The organism is Herminiimonas aquatilis, assembly GCF_042665175.1.
Taxonomy (GTDB): Bacteria; Pseudomonadota; Gammaproteobacteria; order Burkholderiales; family Burkholderiaceae_D; genus Oxalicibacterium; species Oxalicibacterium aquatilis.
This window is the reverse complement of the sequence record NZ_JBHTCC010000004.1, coordinates 11,863-32,783: the sequence shown is the minus strand read 5'-3', so window position 1 is coordinate 32,783 and position 20,921 is coordinate 11,863. Positions and strand designations below refer to the sequence as shown.

At 52.4% G+C, this 20,921-nt stretch carries 18 protein-coding genes; 12 read left to right on the top strand and 6 right to left on the bottom strand.

Annotated features, from left to right (window positions below; translation table 11 throughout):
- Positions 1 to 103: 103 nt before the first annotated feature.
- Both ACFQO0_RS14815 and rpiA read left to right on the top strand, forming a co-directional pair.
- Positions 104 to 1,861, top strand: coding sequence for a cation:proton antiporter (locus ACFQO0_RS14815; RefSeq protein WP_382236059.1), 1,758 nt, complete (start codon positions 104 to 106; stop codon positions 1,859 to 1,861).
- A 133-nt stretch (positions 1,862 to 1,994) separates the two neighbouring features.
- Positions 1,995 to 2,666, top strand: coding sequence for a ribose-5-phosphate isomerase RpiA (gene rpiA / locus ACFQO0_RS14810; RefSeq protein WP_382236056.1), 672 nt, complete (start codon positions 1,995 to 1,997; stop codon positions 2,664 to 2,666).
- Positions 2,667 to 2,739: 73 nt separating this feature from the next.
- On the opposite strand, the gene ACFQO0_RS14805 is transcribed toward rpiA, so the two are convergent.
- The 3 genes from ACFQO0_RS14805 to ACFQO0_RS14795 form a co-directional block, all read right to left on the bottom strand.
- A complete protein-coding gene (locus ACFQO0_RS14805; RefSeq protein ID WP_382236053.1) occupies positions 2,740 to 4,842 on the bottom strand; it encodes a putative bifunctional diguanylate cyclase/phosphodiesterase in 2,103 nt (700 codons plus the stop codon).
- Positions 4,843 to 5,295: 453 nt separating this feature from the next.
- A complete protein-coding gene (locus ACFQO0_RS14800) occupies positions 5,296 to 5,466 on the bottom strand; it encodes a hypothetical protein (protein ID WP_382236050.1) in 171 nt (56 codons plus the stop codon).
- A 94-nt stretch (positions 5,467 to 5,560) separates the two neighbouring features.
- Entirely contained in the window at positions 5,561 to 5,890 is a 330-nt protein-coding gene (locus tag ACFQO0_RS14795) for a putative quinol monooxygenase (protein ID WP_382236047.1), read from the bottom strand.
- A 261-nt stretch (positions 5,891 to 6,151) separates the two neighbouring features.
- Between ACFQO0_RS14795 and ACFQO0_RS14790 the strand changes: the two genes are divergently transcribed.
- The 3 genes from ACFQO0_RS14790 (at position 6,152) to ACFQO0_RS14780 (ending at position 10,015) form a co-directional block, all read left to right on the top strand.
- Entirely contained in the window at positions 6,152 to 7,402 is a 1,251-nt protein-coding gene (locus ACFQO0_RS14790) for an Hsp70 family protein (RefSeq protein WP_382236045.1), read from the top strand.
- A 365-nt stretch (positions 7,403 to 7,767) separates the two neighbouring features.
- Positions 7,768 to 9,225, top strand: coding sequence for a Ppx/GppA phosphatase family protein (locus tag ACFQO0_RS14785; RefSeq protein WP_382236042.1), 1,458 nt, complete (start codon positions 7,768 to 7,770; stop codon positions 9,223 to 9,225).
- A gap of 187 nt (positions 9,226 to 9,412) precedes the next feature.
- Positions 9,413 to 10,015, top strand: coding sequence for a DedA family protein (locus ACFQO0_RS14780; RefSeq protein ID WP_382236040.1), 603 nt, complete (start codon positions 9,413 to 9,415; stop codon positions 10,013 to 10,015).
- Positions 10,016 to 10,028: 13 nt separating this feature from the next.
- On the opposite strand, the gene ACFQO0_RS14775 is transcribed toward ACFQO0_RS14780, so the two are convergent.
- On the bottom strand, positions 10,029 to 11,105 hold the full coding sequence (locus ACFQO0_RS14775; RefSeq protein WP_382236037.1) for an ABC transporter substrate-binding protein: 1,077 nt from the start codon (positions 11,103 to 11,105) through the stop codon (positions 10,029 to 10,031).
- A gap of 277 nt (positions 11,106 to 11,382) precedes the next feature.
- On the opposite strand from ACFQO0_RS14775, the gene ACFQO0_RS14770 reads away from it, so the two are divergent.
- From ACFQO0_RS14770 to ACFQO0_RS14755, 4 genes are all read left to right on the top strand, one after another.
- Positions 11,383 to 12,075 carry a hypothetical protein gene (locus ACFQO0_RS14770; protein WP_382236035.1) on the top strand — a complete coding sequence of 231 codons (693 nt, stop codon included), beginning with the start codon at positions 11,383 to 11,385 and terminating at the stop codon, positions 12,073 to 12,075.
- Between the two features lie 205 nt (positions 12,076 to 12,280).
- Positions 12,281 to 13,072 (top strand): GNAT family N-acetyltransferase, encoded by a 792-nt coding sequence (locus ACFQO0_RS14765; RefSeq protein ID WP_382236032.1) that lies wholly within the window; start codon positions 12,281 to 12,283, stop codon positions 13,070 to 13,072.
- Positions 13,069 to 13,953 (top strand): UDP-2,3-diacylglucosamine diphosphatase, encoded by an 885-nt coding sequence (locus tag ACFQO0_RS14760; protein WP_382236029.1) that lies wholly within the window; start codon positions 13,069 to 13,071, stop codon positions 13,951 to 13,953. Before ACFQO0_RS14765 ends, ACFQO0_RS14760 begins: the two co-directional genes overlap by 4 nt.
- Positions 13,935 to 14,972, top strand: coding sequence for a glycosyltransferase family 4 protein (locus ACFQO0_RS14755; RefSeq protein ID WP_382236026.1), 1,038 nt, complete (start codon positions 13,935 to 13,937; stop codon positions 14,970 to 14,972). Before ACFQO0_RS14760 ends, ACFQO0_RS14755 begins: the two co-directional genes overlap by 19 nt.
- 70 nt (positions 14,973 to 15,042) lie before the next feature.
- Here the strand turns inward: ACFQO0_RS14755 and sixA are convergent, their stop codons facing one another.
- Together sixA and ppk1 are read right to left on the bottom strand one after the other, a co-directional pair.
- Positions 15,043 to 15,501 (bottom strand): phosphohistidine phosphatase SixA, encoded by a 459-nt coding sequence (gene sixA / locus ACFQO0_RS14750; RefSeq protein ID WP_382236023.1) that lies wholly within the window; start codon positions 15,499 to 15,501, stop codon positions 15,043 to 15,045.
- Positions 15,502 to 15,583: 82 nt separating this feature from the next.
- A complete protein-coding gene (gene ppk1 / locus ACFQO0_RS14745) occupies positions 15,584 to 17,683 on the bottom strand; it encodes a polyphosphate kinase 1 (protein WP_382236488.1) in 2,100 nt (699 codons plus the stop codon).
- Between the two features lie 179 nt (positions 17,684 to 17,862).
- On the opposite strand from ppk1, the gene pstS reads away from it, so the two are divergent.
- The 3 genes from pstS to pstA all read left to right on the top strand — a co-directional run bounded on the left by pstS (position 17,863) and on the right by pstA (position 20,908).
- Positions 17,863 to 18,906 (top strand): phosphate ABC transporter substrate-binding protein PstS, encoded by a 1,044-nt coding sequence (pstS, locus tag ACFQO0_RS14740; RefSeq protein WP_382236021.1) that lies wholly within the window; start codon positions 17,863 to 17,865, stop codon positions 18,904 to 18,906.
- Positions 18,907 to 19,019: 113 nt separating this feature from the next.
- Entirely contained in the window at positions 19,020 to 20,012 is a 993-nt protein-coding gene (gene pstC / locus ACFQO0_RS14735; RefSeq protein WP_382236018.1) for a phosphate ABC transporter permease subunit PstC, read from the top strand.
- Positions 20,009 to 20,908, top strand: a complete 900-nt coding sequence (pstA, locus tag ACFQO0_RS14730) for a phosphate ABC transporter permease PstA (RefSeq protein ID WP_382236015.1) — start codon at positions 20,009 to 20,011, stop codon at positions 20,906 to 20,908. The genes pstC and pstA overlap by 4 nt, the downstream gene beginning before the upstream one ends.
- Positions 20,909 to 20,921: the final 13 nt, after the last annotated feature.

The following is a 20,921-nucleotide window of genomic DNA, read 5'->3' as shown; positions in this document are numbered from 1 at the left end:
CGCCCCCTCATAGACACCACCCAAAACTATGTGTAAGGTTTAAGCAAGCACATCACCATCCACACCCGCCCGCATTGTTGTTACCACAACAGGGATCCGTCCTATGCATGGAGCAGAGTTCATCCAAGACCTTGCAGTGATCATGCTGATCGCCGGTTTTGTCACAGTTGCGTTCAATTATTTCAAGCAGCCCGTGGTGCTGGGCTACATTCTTGCCGGCGTGATCATCGGGCCTCATACGCCGCCTTTCGAATTGATCCAGGATGATCGGACGATCAAGATCGTGTCTGAACTTGGGGTCGTCTTCCTGATGTTTTCCCTTGGTCTTGAATTCAATTTGAAAAAATTGAGTAGCGTCGGTGTCACCGCATTCATTGCGGCCACGGCAGAGATTGTGTTGATGACGTGGATAGGTTACAGGATCGGTTTGTATTTCGAATGGAATACGATGGATTCCCTGTTTCTGGGCGCGATGCTGGCAATTTCTTCGACGACGATTATCGTAAAAGCGCTCGATGAGCTGGGCTTGAAGAATGAGCGCTTTGCACACCTGATATTCGGCATTCTGATTGTCGAAGATATCATGGCGATCGGCATGATTGCCTTGTTGTCGGGCATAGCGATGAATGGATCGGTCGATGCCGGCGACGTATTCGTCACAGTCGGCAAGCTATCCCTTTTCATGATTGTTGCCTTGATACTTGGTTTGCTGATGGTGCCGCGCATCCTGGCGTTTGTCGCAAAATTCAAGAATACGGAAGTGTTCTTGATCACTGTACTTGGCTTGTGCTTCGGCTTTTGCTTGTTGGTGCTGCAGCTGGAGTACAGCATTGCCCTGGGGGCATTCATGATAGGCGCGATCATGGCGGAGGCGCGCCAATTGCATTTGATTGAACGCTTGATTGCACCTATCCGCGATATGTTCAGTGCCATGTTTTTTGTCGGTGTCGGCTTGCTATTCAATCCTGATGTTCTGGTTACTTATGCATTGCCGATCGCGGTTATTACGGCAGCGGTTGTCCTTGGAAAAATTTTTGCATGTGGAGTCGGCACCTTTGTCGCAGGCAACAACGGTAAAACTTCTTTAAGGGTAGGGATGGGGTTGTCACAGATAGGTGAATTTTCATTCATCATTGCGTCGCTCGGCTTGACCCTGCAAGTTACCAGCGAGTTCTTGTATCCGATCGTGGTAGCAGTATCTGCAGTGACTACTTTACTGACACCGTACCTGATCAAGCTGGCCGATCCATTGTCGCAGCAAGCCGCAACGGTGATGCCACCCTTTATCAGTCGCGCTGGGAATCGATATATCGTATGGCTGCAAAGTGCGCAGCTACAAGGCGATCGCGCATTGCTGGCTAAAATCATCATGAAAATTGTTATACAGGTCATCGCAAATTGCGCTTTGACCGCTGCAGTGTTCGTGGCAGCTATCTATCTGCTAGGCATTGTCGAGCAACTTATCGGAACCTCATTCGAGGATGAAAAAATTCATAAAACAGTTGTTTGGGGTGGGGCGCTGGCGTGTTCCCTGCCTTTTCTGATCGCGACTTACCGAAAACTGAAAGCCTTGAGCCTGCTGCTGGCAGAGATTATTACCGGCGAAACCAGTCACCTTCCTCACGGCTGGCGACGTGTCATTGCTGAAACGATCCCGCTGGTCTCGATTGCCGTCATTTTGCTATTGATTGGTATATTGAGTCGTAGCATCCTGCCACCATTTGAGATGCTGGCACTGTTACTGGCCGCTGCTGCCGTGCTGACCGCAGCGCTGTGGCGGCCCTTGGTAAGGTTTCATACACGTCTGCAAATCGCTCTGTTTGAAACGCTGGATGAAAAAGCCGAAGATGAGACCAAGTAAATGCTTGCGGAAGAATTGGTGGAAAAAGGCTGAACAGGCGTAAACACCTTCAAGCTTTGGGCGCCTACCCACAGAGCATCCGGTAAAATAGCGTTTCAGCAGGATTCCCAACCATCAATTTTTTGCATACGCCATGACCCAAGATGAAATGAAGCAAGCAGTTGCCCGTGCCGCAATCGACTATGTCGTTCCGGGTGAAATTATCGGCGTCGGTACTGGCTCCACTGCCAATTTCTTCATCGATGAACTGGGCAAGATCAAGGACCGTATCAAGGGTGCCGTGGCGTCGTCGGAGGCGACTGCCCAGCGCCTGCAATCGCATGGCATCAAGGTCTATGACTTGAATGATATCGATTCGATGTCGGTATATATCGATGGTGCGGATGAGATCACTGCGACAGGCGCGATGATCAAGGGTGGCGGCGCTGCTTTGACGCGCGAAAAGATTGTTGCCTCGGTAGCCAAGCAATTCGTCTGCATTGCCGACGGCTCAAAACTGGTCAAGCTGCTTGGCAATTTTCCGCTGCCGGTTGAGGTGATACCGATGGCGCAAGCAGTCGTCGCACGCAAGCTGGCGGCACTCGGTGGAGAGCCGCGCCTGCGCATCAAGGACGGCAAGCCTTTAGTGACAGATAACGGTTGCTACATCATCGACGTGCTGGGCTTGAAGATTGAGAATCCGGCCGAACTGGAAGCACAGATTAACGATATCGTCGGCGTCGTCACAGTCGGCCTGTTCGCGCGACGTGGCGCAGACATTGCGTTGCTAGGCACCGCGGATGGCGTGCAACGCCTGACGTTTTAACTGTAACGGCTCAGTCAACATTCGTTGCCTCAGTTGAGGTTGAATCTGTAGCGAATAATCAAAAACGGTCAAATCAGCAGTATTGCCGGATTCCTTCATACAGCAGTTTGATGAATGCATGATTGGAAACCGGCTTGCTCATCAAATATCCCTGACCTTCATTGCAGCCGTTTTGCAGCAGGAACTGAAAGTGTTCTTCGGTTTCTATGCCTTCGGCCAGCACGGTCAGGTTCAAATTATGGCCGAGCGAAATAATCGCCTTGATGATGGCTGCGCTATCCGGGTTGGTGGCGATGTCGCGGACAAAAGACTGATCGATTTTCAGGGTGTCGACCGGGAAGCGTTTCAGGTAACTTAAACTTGAATAACCGGTACCGAAATCGTCGAGGGAAATTTTCACACCTATTGCCCGCAAACGTGTCAGCAGTGCGAAAGATTTTTCGACATCGGTCGCCATCACACTTTCAGTAATTTCCAGCTCCAGATATTTCGCTTCCATGCCGGTTTCGGCCAGTACGCGCTCGACCAGTTCGACAATATCGCCACGCGCGAGTTGACGTGGTGACAGATTGACCGATACCGGAATAGGCGGGTGACCTGCCAATTGCCATGTACGATTTTGCCGGCAGGCGGTACGCAATACCCATTCACCGATTTGTATGATGAGTCCGGTTTCCTCTGCCAGCGGAATGAAATTGGCGGGGGAGACGGTGCCTTCTGCGCTATTCCAGCGTATCAGTGCTTCCGATCCTATGATCTTGCCGCTGCCGAGATCGACCTTCGGTTGATAATGCAAAACAAACTCATTATTCGGAATCGCCTGACGCAGACGATTGAGCAGCGCCAGTCGGTCGGTCACGGTGTCATTCATTTCGGCAGCAAAATACTGGAAGTTATTGCGCCCCAGTTCCTTCGCCTTGTACATCGCCGAATCGGCATTCTTTAATAGGGTTTCAACGTCGCGACCATCATCCGGGCACAGGGTGACGCCTATGCTGCAGGTAATGCGAAATTCCAGATCGTTCGCCGTCCATGGTTGCGAGACTTCATGGAGAACGCGCTGCATGGTTTGCGTGATCGATTCTTCATCAGGCTGGCTGGTGAGCAGCAGTACAAACTCATCGCCACCTTGGCGCGCGACGGTATCGCTTTCCCGCAGGCAGGAGGTAAGGCGTTGCGCGGTAATTTTCAATAACTCGTCGCCAACCTGATGGCCGAGACTGTCGTTGATGAATTTGAATTGATCCAGATCGAGGAAGGCGATCGCAGTGATATTGCTGTAACGCTCGGAGTGCAGCACCGCTTGCTGCATGCGATCGTAGAGCAGCGTGCGATTCGGCAAGCCGGTCAGCGCATCGTGCGTCGCCTGGAACTGGATTTCGGCTTCATGCAGTTTTCGCTCGGTGATGGCTTCTACCGTGCCTTCGTAAAAAAGCAGGGTGCCAGTGCTGTTGAAGACAGCACGCGCATTTTCCGAGATCCAGATGACTTCGCCATTGCGCCGGTAGATGCGCGATTCAAAACTGGTGACCACGCCATTTTTCATCATCAACTGCATGAATTCGATACGCCGCTTGGGATCAACATAGACCTGGTGTTCAATGTCTTTCAAGGTTGAAATCAGGTCTTGTGGCGAGTTGTAGCCATACATGCGGGCGAGTGCTGGATTGACGGCGAGATACCCGTTATCCGGCGTCGATTGATAAATCCCCTCGACGGCATTTTCAAAAATACTGCGGTAACGACGTTCTGCTTCACGCAATGCTTCGTCGGCAAGCCGGCGTTCTGTAATGTCCTGGATAAAACCTTCGAGTACATCCCAATCTTTGTTGTCGTGCGAAATATTGGTGCCGCGCTCCCATACCCAGCGGACTTCGCCGTCTGCACGCACGATGCGATATTCGATATCAAAGCGGCGATTGTTCTTTACCGCGGCGAGCACGGCATTGCGCACAATATCCCTGTCTTCAGGGTGCGTAATGTCTTCGTAGGAAACCCGGCTGTTGAATAAAATATCTTCTTCCGAATAACCGGTCAGCGCTGAACAGCCTTCGCTGACGAATTCCATTGTCCAGTGGGCATCCAGCCGACAGCGATAAACCATGCCTTCCAGATTGGATAGCAACGTGCCGAGCAACCGCGCTTGCAGCGTCGGGTCAGCAGGATGAGATGGCATCGAAAGCAGCATATTCAGATTGGAAAGATTGATTCACGAACAGTATTTAATAAATAGATAATTTCTGATGCGACGGATGTCATGACAATTCAATAATGTGTTTGTATGACAGGAATAATTACTTCCCATGTAGCAATAAAGATGCCACCACAATCAATAATATTGCGCACTAAATCGGTGCAATTGGATGTGAGGCAAGAATGACAACAGCGATTTTCGTGGCGCGTAAAGAGCCTAATGACGCTCATCGAGACATCAAGTCGCCTCTGAAGTTGTCAATGCTCTGTGCAAGTGGCTGTGCGTATGACTTTCATCAAGCCTTCGTAGGCGAAGGCGACACACAAGATTGATTTAATTGCAGATGTAATCGTACTGCTGAATCGTGCTGTTGAGCCGGGTTGCTGAAGCTAGAACAGGCAAGCTTGACCGTCCTGTCATTAAAAGAGTTCCTGATTAACGCGGCTTGTCGGCGATCTCGCGCGCCATACGGTCTTGCCTGTCGTAGAAATCCAGCGTGCCAATGTCACCGCTATTGCGTTGTCTCGATGGCACTAAATGTTCGACGTCGCGCATCAGCTCGTCGTCGATTTCCATATCCTCTTCACTCCCCCAACTGCTATTCATAGATCCTCCGAAAGGCGATATTTTACGATGTTTTTCCGAAATGTTGGATGCGCGCTCCGAAGACCTGCTTCGGAGCGCGCATCCCGTTGCAACTTCAACCGAGAGAATCCGGGACTTCGCCACTACCTGGCAATTTTGCTGCGAGTACTTCGAATTTTTCGATGGCGAGCGGATGGGCCAGCAGGCTGCTCGCCACTGTTCCCAATGCTTTGGCGATTTCCCCTTCGAGGTGGGCGTGGCGTCCATTTTCATCGGGGAAGGCATCGAAGATGCCAAACGTTTTGGCGTCCAGTTTGACGGCAAACCATGCAGTGGTGCCGGGTTCGCCGAGGGCGTAAGCCAATTGCGCACGCAAAAACTCCTCCAGCTCCTTTTCCTTGCCCGGTTTTGCTTCCAGACGGACCTGCAATCCGACGTTAACCATATTGCCTCCTGTTGATGACGATTGAGTTGTATGTGACGAATCAGCTCTTCGCGTATGGGGAGCCGTTTTTATTGTATTCCTCATCTGTGCTTCCCGGGGCAACACCTACCGGCCAGCCTGCTTGCCGCTATCGCGTACTGTTGTAAGCTGTCAGGCTTTTGCACCAGATGCCGGAGGAATTCTTCCTGCAGTGGAGAAAATAAACACACCCTGCGGTCTATGACTTATCATCGTGGCCCGTTTCATTTACAGAGGTTTTTCATGGCAAACGCGTGCGGCGTCGATTTTGGGACGTCGAATTCGACAGTAGGCTGGAGTCGTCCCGGTACTTCAGCACTGTTGCAACTGGAAGATGGCAAAACAACATTGCCGTCCGTCGTCTTCTTCAATGCAGATGAAGAGCAGGTGTATTACGGGCGCGCAGCGCTGGCCAATTATCTGCAAGGCTATGAAGGCCGCCTGATGCGTTCGTTGAAGAGCTTGCTCGGCACCAGCCTGATCGATGATCAGACCGAGGTGATGGGCAAGGCCTTGCCGTTCCGCAGCCTGCTCACCCAATTCATAGGGGAGTTGAAGCACAGGGCGGAAACTGCTGCCGGGCGCGAGTTCACCAGCGTCGTGATGGGGCGCCCCGTGTATTTCGTCGACGGCAATGAAGAGGCCGATATCCTGGCCGAAGATACCTTGTATGAAATCGCAGAAGCGGTCGGTTTCAAGGATATCGATTTTCAATATGAACCGATTGCCGCGGCCTTCGATTACGAGTCGCAGATCGATCGCGAAGAATTGGTGCTGATCGCCGATATTGGCGGCGGTACCTCTGACTTTTCCATCGTGCGCCTGTCACCGGAGCGCGCAAAAAAGGTTGATAGGCGCGACGATATTCTGGCGACTGGCGGTGTGCATATCGGTGGTACCGATTTCGACAAGTATTTAAGCCTGACCAGCATCATGCCTTTGCTCGGGCTCGGCAGCCGCCTGAATAATAATAATGAAGTGCCGTCCAGCTACTATTTCAATCTGGCAACCTGGCACACGATTAATTTGGCATATACGCAAAAGACCTGGTTGCAAATCAAGGATATCTATCGCGATGCCCGCGAAAAGGACAAGCTCGACAGCTTGCTGGACTTGATTGAAAATCGCTCTGGCCACTGGTTGGCATTGAAGGCGGAAGAGGGCAAGATCGCTTTGTCGGCAGAGCTGCAAACGCAACTGGTACTGGAGCGGCTGTCGCCGGCCCACACGCTGACCTTGCGTCGCGATGAATTCGACGAAGCAATCTACAAGATGGTGACCACAGTCGAAGATACCGTTGCCAATTTGTTGCGTGACGCAGACATCGATGCGGATGAGATCGATACCGTGGTATTTACCGGCGGTTCCAGCGGGGTGCAATTATTGCGTGAAAAGATAGGCTCGCTGTTGCCGAATGCGCGTCGTGTGGAAGGCGATCTGTTTGGCAGTATTGGCGCCGGACTGGCGCTGGATGCAGTCAGAAAATTCGGCTGAGTTCTTCAACCAATAAGCAAAAGTGAAGCAAGAATAAAGTAAAAGCGAAGCAAGAAATAAATTAGTCATGCCAACAGCGAACACTGCTTGGCATGACGCATTTTTAAATGGTATAAACAATTTGCGCATTTATGCGCAATTTTTTTGTTGCTGAGCATTTTCCGCATTCTATGCAGCGTGCAATAGCGTAATTTGTCCTCATGTTCGATTTGTCATGACGACGTAATAATGCGGGCTTATCGTCACGCACTTTTCACGCGTAGCGACGATCCGCGATGGTGTCTTATGCGCATTCCCAAGCGCAGATATCAGCAAGCGACATATGATGCAAACAAGAGTGACAGGTAGGTGATTGAGGAGATGGAATGTTTGCTGCAGTAGATCTGGGTTCCAATAGTTTCAGGTTGCACATAGGGCGACATGATGGCGAGAGCATTCGCATCATCAAAAGCGCGCGCGATCCTGTGCGATTGGGCGCGGGCTTGGACAGCAAGGGAAATTTGACCGCTGCAGCGATGCAGGGCGCGCTCGAATCCCTGTCACGCTTCAATTCCATTTTAAGCACCTATCCATTGAATGCGGTGCGCGTGGTGGCAACCAACACTATGCGCATTGCAAAGAACTCCGCCACTTTTTTACCGGCAGCGGAAGCCGCCATCGGCTATCCGATCGAGATTATTTCCGGTGAGGAAGAAGGACGCCTGATTTATATGGGTGTGGCCAGCAGCTTGCCGTCTTTAAGCGAACGTCGGCTGGTCCTGGATATTGGTGGCGGTTCGACCGAGCTGATTCTGGGTAAAGGCCCGGAAATCGAACAGGTTGAGTCATTCAGCATAGGGACAGTGCCACAAACCCTGGCTTTTTTTCAGGACGGACACATCAACGCCGCGACCTTCGACGCCGCGATTCTGTCGGCACGCTCGCGTTTCGAGGATGCAGCACCGGTGTATCGATCTGAGCGTTGGGCCGCTGCCTACGGTTCCTCGGGAACGATACGTGCAATTGCAGATGCCATCAGCAAGAACGGACTGGGCGATGGCAGCTTGTCCTTGAAGAGCCTGGACGCGCTCAAGCGTCGTTTGATTCAATTCGGCCACGCCGGCAAGATCGATTTGATCGGCATGAAAGCCGACCGGGCTACCAGTATCACCGGCGGCCTGGCCATTCTGATTGCGGTCATGCAGGAGCTAGGCATCAAGGTCATGAAGCCGATTGAAGCCGGTCTGCGCATGGGCGTGTTGTGGGATCTGCAACTGCGAGCTACCAAGCGCGACAGGCGCGAGCAATCGGTGCGCGATTTCATGCAACGCTTTCACGCAGACGAAAAACGCGCCGATTTTACGGCGCACACAGCCGGTGCATTATTCGGTTTGTTGAAGCCCGCAAACGACACATATGTAAAGTTGCTGAACTGGGCTGGCTTGCTGCACGAAATAGGTTTGTCGGTATCCCACAGCGGCTATCACAAGCATGCTGCCTACATGATCGAGAATGCAGATTTGTCCGGCTTTACGACACGCGAACAACGCTTGATGAGTTATCTGGCGCTGGCGCACAAAGGTAATTTGCGTAAAGTCGGCGATGCGCTCAGTGATCTTGATTTTGCGAAGGCGATTCTGGCTTTGCGACTGGCGGTGATGTTCATGCATTCGCGCATTGATCTCGATTTGAACGATGTGCGCTTGAAAATGAAGGGCAAAATCGAACTCGAGTTGCGCAAGGAATGGGTACATGACCATCCCACTGTTGCTTACTGGATTGAAAAGGAAAAAGAATGCTGGAGTGACGTCGGCGTCGATTTTTCCATCAAGCTCAATGGCTGACACTAAAAATCCATAGCGCAAGAGTGCGGCCTTGTCGTCGAGAAAGTCACGCGTGGTGGAGCACGCCGCGCATTTCGTGAACCTTTTGCTCACTTGTCCTTCTGATAGACGTATTTGGTGCACATTGCGGATGTGCATCGGAAAATTCGCGTTCGGGTAGTCGGCCTGACGCATACTGGAGAGGCTCTTGTTTAACAGCATTGTCGATATCGTGTCGCAGAGCGGCTATCTGGGAATTTTTCTGCTGATGCTTGCAGAAAACGTGTTCCCACCCATTCCATCTGAATTAATCATGCCGCTCGCCGGCTTTGTTTCCGCGCGTGGCGATTTGAACTTGTTGCTGGTGATCCTGGCCGGTACCGCAGGTTCTGTGGTGGGCGCCTTGCCCTGGTATTACGCCGGTGCGATATTTCGCAAAGACAGGCTCAAGCGTATCGCCGCCAAGCATGGCCGCTGGCTCACATTGTCACCACGCGATATTGATGTGGCTTCGTACTGGTTTGCGCGCTATGGCGCGGCGGCGGTATTCCTCGGGCGCTTGATTCCTGCCGTGCGGACCTTGATTTCAGTGCCGGCCGGCGTAGTGCGCATGCCCATGCTGCCGTTTCTCGTCTACTCGACTATCGGTTCGCTGATCTGGACGGCCTTGCTGGCGGTGACAGGTTACGTACTGCAATCGCAGTACGAGCAGGTGGAGCAATACGTGGAACCTGTATCGAAGGCGGTCGTGTTTCTGGTGATCGCTATTTACGTTTATCGTTTTGTTCGCTTCAAGCCGCAGCCGTCGTAGTTGCTCGCGGTCCTTAAAAGATTAAGCCATTCTTCTTGAATAGCGCGATATCAACATAGCCTGAGAGGTGATTACTCTTGGCTGAAGAGTTCACCGACAGGCCGCCCAGTTCGATATTCGTGTCCTGCGTCATCAAGTCTTGCAAGGCGGCCCGTGTCGAACGCTTGGAGCGTTGTATGGCTTTGGTCAGGGTCTTGGCAACGACAAAGCCTTCCAGCGTTAATGACGATGGCGGCTCGTCACGATACTTCTTCATCATCGTCAAATGTTCGAGCTGTATCGCCGTCTTACCGGCATTCGGATTCGACACGACTTGCGAGAATACGGTCCATTCAACGGCGCGCGCGCCGGCTACTTCCCGCAGGGTTTCCAGATTGATCAGTGAGGTGCCTGCGACATAGGTTTGCGATGCGAACTTGCGGAATTCCTTGAGGAACAGCGCCGTGCCGATGGTGTCGGCAATCACGATGACGAAGCCGGGTTTGGTGGATGCGAGGCGACTGGCTTCTTGTGCATTTTGTTTTTCATTGCTGCCCAGACGTACGGTACCGGTCAGGTTCAAGCCGCGTCCCCGCAATTCAGTCGACAGGCTGCGGAAGGCTTCGCGGGTCGCAGGGCCATCCTGATAAACGATGCCGACGTCCTTGATGCCGAGGGGGGCGAAATGCGAAAGAATGTGCTGTACTTCCTGCACGTAACCCGGGCGCCAGAACAATATCCGGTTGTTATACAACTCCACGGCATCGACCAGTGGCGCAAACAAGACCAGATTGCTGCGTTTGAATACCGGTGCGTTCAGTACCGCCTGCGTCACGTCATCGCCCACGCCGCCGAGCAGGAAGTCCACTTGATCGCGTTCAATCAATTCGGTCACGGCCCTGACCGCCACCGTCGGTGTCGCCTGATCATCACGCACGACATATCTCACTTTTTTCCCGGCTATGCCACCGCTAGCATTCAGTGCATCGAAATAGGTTTTGATGCCTGCCACATAGTCACGGCCGATGGCAGCGTTGGGGCTGGAGAGATCAATGGCCTGGCCGATCACGATCATGCCAGTGTCTTCCGCAGAGAATGCGGCAGACGGCATGGTGAACGTTGCCGTGGCAATGGAAATTGAACAGAGAAATCGTAGGAACATGAATGAAAGTCGCGGTTGTCGAATCAGACAACAATTTTGCGCGGTAATTATGACCGCACCATGAATTCAGCTGGCAACTGAGGATGCGATGCAACAAAGACCTGGTACGGATATGCAAAGCCGGTATTTGCTTATACGCTCGCACAGCGAGTGCTGGCACTGTTCTACTTGCATTAATGTAATAAACTATATATATTATTTATACGATTAAATTAAGGAGCGCATCTTGTCCACAGAAAACGTAGTAAATAACGCAGTAAACGACTCAGCCAAACCGGCCGTAACGCCTGCTACAACTGCGGCACCAGCCAAAAAAGCGGTAGCCAAGAAAGCGGCCAAGCCTGCGGTGAAGGCAGCAGCGAAGAAAGCTGCTGTACCTGCAAAAAAAGCCGTGTCGAAAACTGCTGCAACGAAAGTAGCTAAACCAGCCGCCAAGCCAGCCGCCAAGCCGACTGCGAAAAAGGCAGCAACGAAAGTGGCTGTGAAGGCTGCGAAAAAGGTCGTAACGAAGGCCGCGCCTAAGAAGGCCGTTGCCAAGAAGGTTGCCGCCACCAAGCCTTTGGCCAAGAAGCCAACAGTAAAACCAGTTACCAGACAGGTAACGAAGCCGGCAGCGAAACCATCTTCTAAAGTCAAGGCAGTCAAGCCATCGGGAAAAGCATCGCAGCCAGTTGCATTGCCAAAAGAAAAAATCAAGAAATCCAAGCTCATCAGAGACAGCTTCACGATGCCTGAGATCGAATATCAGGTCTTGAGCGACGTCAAGAAAGCCTTTTTGAAATCGGGTGTGTCGGTCAAGAAAAGCGAGCTCTTGCGCGCAGGTGTGGCATTGATCAAGACCATGGAACTCGGCAAATTGAATGCCGTGATTTCTGCGCTGGCACCGATCAAGGCCGGTCGTCCAAAGAACGAGAAGTAAGTCGTTGCACTAGTAGCGCAACACATATCTGGTAACGATATGGCTGAAGCGAGATCAAGCCGATGCAGATGCATCGGCTTTTTTTATGGCCGCTTCAATCCTTCAAATTGATAGTGTTGCAGTGTCATCAAAATGACATGCTCCTGTCATTTTGCTGAAGTAATCAGCAGTTACGCTTTGCTCGTCATAATACAAAGGACGACACATGCGATTACTGAATGCTTCTGCCGATACCACCTCCGCTTCCCCAAGACTGACCTTGAGTATGGCCAGCACGCCGGAAGAAGTGCGGGAAGTACAGCGTTTGCGTTACAAGGTATTTATCGAGGGAATGGGCTTGACCGCATTGGCCAATCCGGAACGTCTCGATAAAGATGAATACGATGCGTATTGCAATCACTTGATCGTACGCGATTCGACTACGTTGAAAGTGGTCGGTACCTATCGCGTCCTGAGCCCGCAAGCCGCGCGCAAGATAGGCGGCTTCTACTCCGAGCAGGAGTTCGATCTGAGCCGGCTAGACAATTTGCGCGGCCGTATCGCCGAAGCAGGTCGCGCCTGCATCCATCCAAAATACCGCAGCGGCGCTGTCATCATGATGCTGTGGGCAGGGATCGCAGCGTTCATGCAAAAGGAAAAATGCGAATACCTGATCGGTTGCGCCAGCATCAGCCTGGCGGATGGTGGGCACAATGCCGCAGCGCTGTATCACGCGATTGCGGAAACTAATCTGGCACCTGCTGAGTATCGCGTCAAACCGCACTTGCCGTTCCCGATCGCAGAACGTGAAGCTGGCCACAAGCCGGACATGCCGGCATTGATCAAAGGTTATCTGCGCAGTGGTGCGTGGATATGCGGCGAACCGGCGTGGGATCCTGATTTCCACAGCGCCGATCTGTTCATGATGTTGCCGCTGGCCAAACTCGATAGCCGTTATGCGCGGCACTATCTCAGGGATGGTGCAAAAGACGAGTCGAAAGAGGATGCGCCAGCATGAAACCACGCGACCAGTTCCTGACGAAAGAGTTTCTTGGCGCGGACGCTGGCAATGCACATGAAACTACGCGTGAAAAAACGCGTGATCCGCATAAATTCCGCACGATCTGGATTTCAGACGTCCACCTGGGAACGACGGGTTGCCAGGCACAACGACTGCTGGAATTTTTGCGCAAAACCGAATCGGATACCTTGTATCTGGTCGGTGACATCATCGATGGCTGGCAGCTCAAGCGTCGCTGGTACTGGGATCAGTCGCATAACAACGTCGTGCAAACGGTGTTGAAAAAAGCCAAAAAGGGCACTGAAGTCATTTTTGTTCCCGGTAATCACGACGAAGCGGTGCGCCAATTCATCGATCTGGATTTTGGCGGCATCCGGGTACGCGATGAGCTAATCCATACCACGGCACAAGGCAAACGCATGCTGGTGCTGCATGGTGATCGCTTCGATGGCGTGATTTCTTGCGCCAAATGGCTGGCTTACGTTGGCGACAATCTGTACACGGTTATCCTCAAATGGAATCAGTGGCTCAACAGCTGGCGCGCCCGTGCCGGTCTGCCGTACTGGTCGCTGTCGCAATACCTGAAGTTGAAGGTGAAGAATGCAGTCAGCTACATCTCTTCGTTTGAAAATGCACTGGCGGCGGAAGCCAAGCGGCGTGGTCTCGATGGCGTGATTTGCGGCCATATTCACAAGCCGGAAATTCGCGAAATCGATGGCATTACGTACTGCAACGATGGTGACTGGGTCGAGAGTCTGTCTGCACTGGTCGAGGATTATGCCGGCGAATTGCGTCTGGTCACATGGCAGGAAATTGTGATGCCGCATCAACATGCCAAACACCAAAAGGAAGAAGAGCTATGCGTATCGCCATCATAACGGATGCCTGGGCACCGCAAGTCAACGGTGTCGTCAATACATTGAAAGCCACGCGCAAGCAATTGCGGGCCAACGGTCACGCGGTATTGATGGTGACGCCGGAGAACATGAAGACTTATTCATGCCCCAGCTATCCAGAGATACGGCTGGCCTACAAGCCTTACGGCAAGGTCGCGGCGGCGCTGGATGATTTCGATGCGGATTGCATCCACATTGCTACCGAAGGTCCCATGGGCCTGGCTGCGCGCCGTTACTGCATCAACCGCGGGCTGGACTTCACGACCGCATATCACACGCGTTTTCCCGAATATCTGCGCGCGAGATATCATTTGCCGCTGGCACTGACCTATCGCTGGCTCAAGTGGTTTCACAAACCATCCAGAGCAGTGATGGTGCCGACACCACGGATGCAGGACGCGCTGGAACAAAGCGGCTTCAAGAACGTGGTGCAGTGGAGCCGTGGCGTAGATACCAATTATTTCAAGCCAGGGCCGCGTGAAGAAGCGACCTTGAAGCGTCCGCTGTATTTGTATGTTGGTCGCGTCGCCGTCGAAAAGAATATTGAAGCCTTCCTGCAGATGGACTTGCCGGGCGCTAAATGGGTCATCGGCGATGGCCCCATGCGTGAGGAACTGGAGAAAAAATATCCGGACGTTCGTTTTCTCGGTGCCAAGCCGCATGAAGCCTTGCCGGCTTACTACAACTGCGCCGATGTGTTCGTTTTCCCCAGCCGTACCGATACCTTCGGCCTGGTATTGATAGAGGCGATGGCCTGCGGTGTGCCGGTGGCTGCTTATCCGGTCGAAGGCCCGATCGACGTCGTGGCACATGGCAAATCGGGGGTGCTGGATACGGACTTGATGCGCGCCTGTTTTGAGGCATTAAACCTCAAACGTTCGACTGTCAGGGAGCATGCCTTGTGCTATTCCTGGAGCGCGGCGACGCAACAATTCCTGACGCATCTGCATCCTGTACGCAAGGCGCAATCTATACCGGTAGTGCGTTCATCGCTGGCCTAGGCCAGGCTTAAATATAAAAAAGCCGGCGATTTAACTTGCCGGCTTTTTTATGTATGAAGATTTGAATTGATTACTTTGCCAGTAGATCAGGTGCCATTACAGCGCGCAGATAGTTGCCGGATGTTTCGCCTTTTTCACGTTGTACTATCCAAACGACGTTGCCCTTGCGTATGGTCCAGTCCTGCGAGGCACCGCTAATTAGAGTTGACGCAACTTGACCCAGCGTAGGTTGGTGGCCGACGATCAGCACAGGTTCACGGCTATCCGGCCAATGTGCGGCGGCGAGGATTTTTTCTGCGGTGGAATCGGGTGCCAGATCGTCGACGATCTTGAACTTGCGACCCAGCGCTTCCGCAGTCTGTACCGCGCGCACGGCCGGGCTGACCAGGATTTTGCAGCTGTTGGGCAGATTATGATCCAGCCACTCAGCCATTTTCCATGCTTGCTTGTGGCCTTTTGCCGTCAATGCGCGGCCCTCGTCAGGCTCTCCCATTTCTGCTTCTGCATGTCGCCACAAGATCAATTCCATGTTTTTACTCCAATTCTAATTTGGCAGGGCCAATAGCGAGTGAGGAGGCCGACGCAGTGTCATCAATGAAACGGGATAGGAATCACTCCACAGGGGTGCCTAGAACTTGCATCAAATGTTGTTGAGCGCTGAACGCGCTGGATTTGCCGCGTGGCTTGCGTTTTTGGTAGACGCCGTTTGAATCCAGCTCCCACGAATTCGTATTGTCCTTGAGGTAAGGATCCAGTCCTTCCGCAATCACACGTTTTTTCAAGATCGGGTCCAGAATCGGGAACGCGACTTCAATACGTCGGAACAGATTGCGGTTCATCCAGTCTGCGCTGGACAGATAAACGTCATGCTTGAGGTCATTGCGGAAGTAATAGATACGACTGTGTTCGAGGAAGCGGCCGACGATGGAGCGTACCCGTATATTTTCCGACAGGCCCGCTACGCCCGGTCGCAAGGCACAGGCACCGCGTACGATCAGATCGATTTTCACGCCATCGGCGGATGCTGCATACAGCGCACGAATCACCGACTCATCCAGCAAGGCATTCATCTTGGCGATGATGCGGCCAGGTCTGCCGGCCTTGGCAATTTTTGCTTCGTTACGGATCGCCTTGATGAATTCCTTTTGCAAGGCAAATGGCGCGAGCCACAGATGATGCAACGTTTTCGGCTTGGTCAGGCTGGTCAAATGGATGAAGACTTCATTGACCTCGGTAGCGATTACCGGGTTGGCCGTCAGCACACCGAAGTCGGTATAAAACTTGGTGGTGCTTGGATGGTAATTGCCGGTGCCCAGATGTGCGTAATAGCGCAGTGCGCCTTCTTCGCGGCGTATCACCAGCGCCAGCTTGGCATGAGTTTTTAATCCGACCACGCCGTACACGACTTGGGCGCCTGCACGCTCCAGCCTGTCGGCCCAGTTGATATTCGCTTCTTCATCGAAGCGCGCCATCAATTCGACGACGACGGTGACTTCCTTGCCGCGTTGTGCCGCAATGATCAGCGACTCCATCAGGTCCGAGTTCATGCCGGTACGGTAAATCGTCTGCTTGATCGCAACGACATCAGGATCATGCGCCGCACTGCGGATGAAATCGAGGACCGGCTGAAATGACTGGAACGGATGATGCAGCAGCACATCGTGCTTGCCTATGACGCCGAACAAGTCTGCATTTGACAGCTTGGACGGATACATGGGCGAGTAGGGCGGGAAGCGCAACTCAGGCTTGGTGACATGGTCGATCAACTCGGACAGGCGCACCATATTGACCGGACCATCGACCGCGTATAGACGGTTTTTGTCGATGGAGAATTGCTCCAGCAAGAACTGTGAAAGATGCGGCGGGCAATTCTTGGCGACCTCCAAGCGTACGGCGACGCCGAAATTACGGCTTTGTAGTTCGCCTTGCAGCGCCTGACGCAGATTCTTCACCTCTTCTTCATCTACCCACAAGTCACTATTGCGGGTCACGCGGAATTGCGAATAGGCCAGTACTTCGCGCCCCGTGAACAGGTCATTGATATGGGCGTGAATGACAGAAGACAGCAGGCAGAAGGAAATGCCGTTTTTCGATAATTCTGGCGGCAACTGTATGACGCGCGGCAAAACGCGCGGCGCCTTCAGGATCGCGATCGCAGTACCGCGACCGAAGGCATCCTTGCCAGACAGTTCAACGATGAAGTTCAAGCTCTTGTTGACGACTTGCGGGAAGGGATGTGCAGGATCGAGGCCGATAGGTGTCAGCAGCGGCCGCACTTCGCGGTCGAAATAGGATTTGACCCAGGCCCGCTGCGCCTCGTTACGGTCCTGATCGCGTAATAAATGGATCCCTTGCCTGGCCAGTTGTGGCAGTACATCTTCATTCAATACCCGATACTGGCGTTCGACGATTTGATGACATTCGGCACCAGCGATAGCCAGCGCGGCAGAAAGGGCCGGCGCCTCGACGAATTCGCCATCGACATGATTATTTGCCAATAGACTGGCAATCCTGACCTCAAACAATTCATCCAGATTGTTACTCACAATACACAAGTACTTCAGGCGTTCCAGCAAAGGGACGGCTGGATTTTCTGCTTGCGCCAGGACGCGACGGTTAAATGCCAGCTGCGATAACTCCCGATTCAAATATATTGCACTTTTAGGCAGGATGGGAGCAGAGACGGCTTCTACAGCAGCTTTCTTGAGCATTTTCTTGACTTTGGCCATTGGTAATTCCGCAGAGTGTAGAGGCCCATTATGACAACTTAATGACAGTCTTTTTTGCGTATGATCAAGTTTATGACATCATTTTTGGCAAGTCATAAAGCTGTCATAATTGTTCGCTACAGTCCGCATTGTCTTATTTAGATAACCCCTAAGGAGCAGATATGCGATTGAATCAATTTGTGAAAACCGCCGTAGTTGCTGCAGGTGCAGCAATGGCTTTCTCGTCTGCAGTGGCTGCCGATATTACCGGTGCCGGTGCAACCTTCCCATACCCAATGTATGCCAAATGGGCTGAGGCATATAAAGCAGCAACCGGCATTGGTTTGAACTATCAATCCATCGGCTCCGGCGGCGGCATCAAGCAAATCAAGGCAAAAACCGTCGATTTCGGCGCATCTGACATGCCTTTGAAGGCAGCAGAGCTGGAATCAGAAGGCTTGATCCAGTTCCCAGCCATCATGGGTGGTGTAGTGCCTATCGTGAATCTGGAAGGTGTGACGCCAGGTCAAATGAAAATGACGCCTGATGTGCTGGCTGCCATCTATCTCGGCAAAGTAACCAAATGGAACGACGGTCAAATCACCGCCTTGAATCCAGGTGTGAAATTGCCTGACCAAGACATTACCGTTGTTCACCGTTCGGACGGATCTGGTACCACGTTCCTGTGGACCGATTTCCTGTCGAAAACCAATGCTGAATTCAAGTCTGTTGTTGGTGCAGGTACGGCAGTAAAATGGCCGGCTGGCGTGGGCGGCAAGGGTAACGAAGGCGTTGCAGCTAACGTACAACGTATCAAGGGTTCGATCGGCTATGTTGAGTACGCTTACGCGCACAAGAACAAAATGTCGCACACCCAAGTGAAAAACCGTGACGGTCAATTCGTGCAACCAGACGATGAAACCTTCAAGGCAGCAGCTGCAGGCGCAGATTGGGCGAAAACACCAGGCATGGAAGTTGTGTTGACCAACCAGCCAGGCAAAGCCAGCTGGCCTATCACTGGTGCATCGTTCATCTTGATGCACAAATCGCAAGCATCGGCTGAGCGCGCTAAAGAAGTATTGAAATTCTTTGAGTGGTCTTACAAAAACGGTGGCGCAATGGCTACCGAGCTGGACTATGTTGCTATGCCACCTCCTGTTGTCAAGCTGGTGCAGGACGCTTGGAAAGCAAATCTGAAAGATGCTTCTGGCAAGGCTGTTTGGTAAGAACTGATACACACGCTGTCTAATGTTACACAGAGCTGCAGCCAAATGGCTGCAGCTCTACTTAACTACCAAATATTATGAGCGCAACTCCTAACGCACTTTCTGCCCACGCCATGAGTCCTGACAAAGAAAATAGTGAAGGCGGCATATTCAGCAAAGCGCTGATGGCCACGATGCGCAAGCAGCGGCTTCAAGATTTCCTTTTTCATAAAATAACGTTCATCTTTGCGTTAAGCGTGTTATTCGTCCTGCTCGGTATCATCGCCTCCCTGATGATCGGTGCATGGCCAGCTTTAAAAGAATTCGGTTTGCCGTTTATAACCAGCGTTGAATGGGATCCCGTCAACGATCAATACGGCGCAGCGATTGCCATCGTCGGCACCTTGGTTACCTCATTCATCGCTTTGCTGATCGCTTTCCCGATCAGCTTCGGCATTGCATTATTCCTCACAGAGATTTGCCCGGCATGGTTGAAGCGTCCGCTGGGTACCGCAGTTGAGTTGCTGGCCGGTGTGCCGAGCATCATCTACGGTATGTGGGGCCTGTTTGTATTTGCTCCCTTGTTCTCGGATTACATCCAGCCAGCACTGGCTTCCACACTTGGGCATTTGCCGGTCATCGGCAATTTGTTCAAGGGCCCGCAAATGGGTATCGGTATCCTGGCCGCCGGCATCATCCTGGCGGTCATGATCATTCCGTTTATCGCATCGGTGATGCGTGACGTATTCGAGATCGTACCTCCAGTATTAAAAGAATCCGCTTACGCACTGGGTTGCACCAAGTGGGAAGTCGTTCGCAAGGTGGTATTGCCTTATACCCGCATCGGCGTAGTCGGTGGTGTGATGCTGGGCCTCGGTCGTGCACTCGGTGAAACCATGGCGATTACCTTCGTCATCGGTAACGCACACAAACTGTCGTGGTCGCTGTTTTCTGCCGGTAACAGTATTGCATCAACGCTGGCAAACGAATTTGCCGAGGCCGAATCGGTATTGCACGTTTCTTCCCTGTTTGCACTCGGTCTGATCCTGTTTGTGATCACCTTTATCGTTCTGTCCGCTGCAAAAATTATGCTGATGGGTATGTCCCGCAAGGAGGGTGCGAAATGAGTACGACATTAAAAGCAGACGGATCAAAAGCAGACGTTTTGAAAGAAGCTATGAATCCGGTCTATCGCAAACGTTTGTTGATTCATCGCATCGGCATTGCCTTGTCTTTCCTGGCGATGATTGTCGGCTTGTTCTTCCTGATGTGGATTCTGTTCACGTTGGTGATCAAAGGCGTCGGTGCGATCAACTGGGCGATTTTCACGCAAACCACACCGGCACCAGGCAGTGAAGGCGGCGGTTTGATGAATGCGATTGTCGGCAGTCTGTTCATGGTGGGCGCAGCGGTATTCATCAGCACACCGATCGGAATTCTGGCGGGTATTTATCTGGCGGAATACGGCGAAGTCAGCTGGTTTGCCAAAGTTACGCGCTTCGTTACCGACATCATGTTGTCCGCACCATCGATCGTGATTGGCTTGTTCATCTATGCAATCTATGTGGCGAACGTCAAACATTTCTCTGGTTGGGCAGGTAGCTTTGCGATTTCCTTGATTGCAATCCCGGTGGTGGTGCGTACGACCGACAATATGTTGGGTTTGGTCCCAACCAGCCTGCGTGAAGCAGCATTTGCACTCGGTGCTCCGCGCTGGCGTGTTGCGACCTTCGTGCGTTTGCGGGCGGTCAAGGCCGGCGTCATTACAGGCGTACTGCTGGCAGTTGCGCGCATCTCTGGCGAAACCGCCCCCTTGCTGTTCACCGCATTGAACAACCAGTTCTACAGCACCAATATGAACGCGCCTATGGCCAATCTGCCGGTAGTGATTTACCAGTTTGCGATGAGTCCATATGATAACTGGCGCTCACTGGCATGGGGCGGCGCATTGCTGATTACCTTCAGCGTACTGGCATTGAACATTGCATCCCGCACCTTGTTCAATCAAAAAATTAATAACTGATTTTTCCAAAGCG